This window comes from Micromonospora echinofusca (assembly GCF_017614955.1).
GTDB lineage: Bacteria > Actinomycetota > Actinomycetes > Mycobacteriales > Micromonosporaceae > Micromonospora > Micromonospora echinofusca_A.
In genome coordinates, this window is record NZ_WVUH01000538.1 from 1 (window position 1) to 3,142 (window position 3,142).

General features: G+C 70.4%; 4 protein-coding genes. 1 reads left to right on the forward strand and 3 read right to left on the reverse strand.

What is annotated here, in order from left to right:
* Positions 1–47: 47 nt before the first annotated feature.
* Both GSF22_RS32340 and GSF22_RS32345 read right to left on the reverse strand, forming a co-directional pair.
* Positions 48–875 (reverse strand): TrmH family RNA methyltransferase, encoded by an 828-nt coding sequence (locus tag GSF22_RS32340; protein WP_208817707.1) that lies wholly within the window; start codon positions 873–875, stop codon positions 48–50.
* A gap of 96 nt (positions 876–971) precedes the next feature.
* On the reverse strand, positions 972–1,805 hold the full coding sequence (locus tag GSF22_RS32345) for a phytanoyl-CoA dioxygenase family protein (protein ID WP_208817708.1): 834 nt from the start codon (positions 1,803–1,805) through the stop codon (positions 972–974).
* A gap of 151 nt (positions 1,806–1,956) precedes the next feature.
* Between GSF22_RS32345 and GSF22_RS32350 the strand changes: the two genes are divergently transcribed.
* Entirely contained in the window at positions 1,957–2,451 is a 495-nt protein-coding gene (locus tag GSF22_RS32350) for a GyrI-like domain-containing protein (RefSeq protein ID WP_307804502.1), read from the forward strand.
* 208 nt (positions 2,452–2,659) lie between these two features.
* Here the strand turns inward: GSF22_RS32350 and GSF22_RS32355 are convergent.
* A partial coding sequence (locus GSF22_RS32355) for a type VII secretion protein EccB (RefSeq protein ID WP_208817710.1) occupies positions 2,660–3,142 on the reverse strand: 483 nt, incomplete at its 5' end.

Genomic DNA, 3,142 nt, shown 5'->3' on the forward strand with positions numbered 1-3,142 from the left:
CCCGTCGAACTGTTCAAGCTGTAAGGAAGGGCTCGGAACGCCTGGCGCTACCGCCGGGCGGCGGCCCGCTGGCGTGCCGATTCGTACAGCACGACAGTCGCGGCGGTGGCCGCGTTCAGGGAGCTGGCGGACCCGAACATGGGGATCCGGACGAGCTGGTCGCATGCCTCGCGCCACCCGGAGCTGAGGCCGGTGGTCTCGTTGCCGATCAACGTCAGGGTGGGTTGGGTGAAGTCGTACTCGGCGGCGTCCACGATGCCGCGCTCATCGGTTCCCATGATGCGCATGCCGATGCCGTCGGCACGGACGTCCGCGACCCAGGATAGAACGGCCTGGTGGGAGGGTACCCGGACCACGGGCAAGGCGAACAGCGAGCCGGTGCTCGCCCGGACCGCCTTCGGGTCGTACACGTCGGCGGCGTGGCCGGTGACGATGACGCCGCCGGCGCCGAAGGCGTCCGCCGACCGAACGAGGGTCCCGATATTGCCGGGGCTGGTGGGCCGATCGAACACGACGGTGAGCATGGTCGGACCGACCGGGATACGGCGCAGGTTGTCGTCCGGCAGCGCGACCACGGCCAGCAGTTCTGGAACCGTGTCTGCCTTACCCCCCAGTTCGTGCATGAGTTCACGCGAGACGGCGAACTTCTCGGCCGGGACTGTGTCCAGGGCCTCGCGTGCCCAGCCGGACAGCTGAGCGCTGGTGTCGTAGAGCAGCTCCCGGATCTGCCAGCCGTGTTCGACGGCCATGGTGATCGGGCGCACGCCCTGCACGAGGAACTCGCCGCGTCGCTGCCGCTTGGTTCGATTGCCGAGGAGAGCTTTCCACTGCTGGAACCGTGCATTGCGGCCACTCACTCGCAGAACCACTGCCAACCCCGCCTCCGTCGTACGTAGCCCGCCCATGCCCTGCCTGCCACACTTCACCAGTCGCTGGCTCCCGAGTTTCCGACCAGCCCTTCGGCCGGACGCTCAGGAACGGCCGGGGCTTGTCGCCCCGGCGCCGCGGTCGGTGCCGTCTCCGTCCGGACCGAGGACGTCCTGTCCGAGACCCTGACGGATTGCGATCTCTACGGGTGAGTATGCGCCGTCGGCCCGCTCCAGTTCGTACGGTGCGGCTGGCATCAGCGGCGGTTGGGCCATGAAGCGGGGCCGCGTTCCGTGGTGCGGTTGCGCCGCGTGCACCAGGAACGGGTGACACAGGAAGACGTCGCCCGGAGATCCGGTGGCGAGGGCGAGCGGACGGTGCCCGGACGCCGCCACCAGGTCGGGCGCAAGGGTCAGCCCGCTCGCTCCGTCCTCCCCGTACTTCTCCAGCACCTTGGGTACGTCGAGGTGTGAGCCGACCCGGATCCGGGTCGGGGCGTCCTCCGCACCGACCTCAGTGAACAGGAACAGCATCAGCAGTGCCCGACCCCGGGAACGCACATTGGTGAAGTACCAGCTCTCGCCCTCCGGCAGATAACTGCCCTCGATGTGCCAGCCCGCGTCGTCCGGCTCCTCTTCGTGCGGGAAGCGTAGCGGGAACGTGCCCAGCGAGTAGCGCGGCTCCCAGCGTCCCGCGCCGACGAGCAGGTCGTACGCGTGATGGAGGAACGGAGAGTTGGGAGCGGCGGCGAACGGCGCCTGCGCCATGCCGGGCACCCAGTGCACGGGCTGCGTCCACGTCGTCGGATCGTCCGGGTCGCAGCCCGTCTCCCGCCACAGCAGCCGCGCGCAGTCCGCTGCCACACGCGGCGCGACGGCGCCCTCCAGCTTTACGAAGCCGTCGCGGAGAAAGCGGGATACCAGGGTCGTGTCGTCCATGCTCCCATCGTGCGGCCGCGCCGGTCCCGATCACCCGACATCTTCCGCGCCGCTCTTGTCGGGTGCTGCCCGGTGCACTGCGACCAGGGTCGAATCGGATGGAGACCTGACGATCTCGGTACTCCGTCTGACCGTCGAAGGGAGCGAACACGTGGACACCCGCATCGTCGACCATCCCGAGTTCCGGCTCGTGGGGCACGCGGCCCGCGTCCGGCTGGTCCATCACGGCATCAACCCGCACATCCAGCGGCACATCACCGCACGGCCGACGGAGGAGTACCTGCGCCTGAAGGCTCTCGGCAACACTGAGCCGAGCGGCCTGCTCGCGGTCAGCGACGACCTTGACCCGGACTACGCCGAGGGCAGCGAGTTGACCTACCTTCACGGGGTCGCCGTGTCCCCGGGTACGCCGGTCCCCGGCGGCCTCGACATCATCGAAGTTTCGGCCGGCAGATGGGTGGTCATCCGGACCACGGGCCCGCATCCGCAGACCCTGCAGAATGCCTGGTCCACGGTCGCAGCCGCGTGGTTCCTGTCCAACCCGTGGCGTCTGCGGCCAGGTCCGGAGATCGTCGCGGCACCTGAGTCTACGAACGACTTCACCACCGCGACCGGTGAAATCTGGCTGCCCGTCGAACCGGCGTAACGATCCGGCGAGCATCCGGACAGCATCAGGTGCCCGGCCCGGCGGACCGAACATGTGTGGATTCTGGGTGAGCCAGCGGGCCACTGTCCGCTGTGCCACCGTCAGTTTCCGAAGGTGTGGCCGTGGCCCGGTTCTGGGTGACCGCCCATGAGCGGGGTTCGGCCACCGCAGAGCCCGGTGTCCCTCCCTGCCAGGAGCGGAGAGTCCCCTACCGGGCGGCGACGGTGGCCGGGGTGACGGCGGCCCGGGGGTCCAGGGTCGGACCGCTCGGGATCCGGCTGAGCAGTGCGGCCGGTACGTCCACCGCGCCGTCGGCCGGGTAGCCGAGCAGCGGCAGTACGGCCGGGGCCGCCACGGCGTACCGGATGCCCAGGTCGGTGACCAGGTGGTAGCTGCCGGCCTGGGCGTCCGGCCCGGCGAGCACCCGCACGACGGCGACCCGCCCGGTCGGTACCAGCACCCGGTCGGCCAGCGGCGTCCCGTCGCTCGTGGTCGCCACGGTCGGGGCGGCCGTGTCGATGCCGGGGACGGTGCCGCCCACCTGGATCGTCGGCGTGGTACGCGCATCCCGGGTGACCGCGCAGAGCGGGTCGCCGTCGTGCGGGTGCTCGCCGGGCCGGACGCCCAGGCCGGCAGCTACCACCTGGTCACCGACCTGGGCATCCGGTACGCCGTGGCGGCCCCGGCCGTA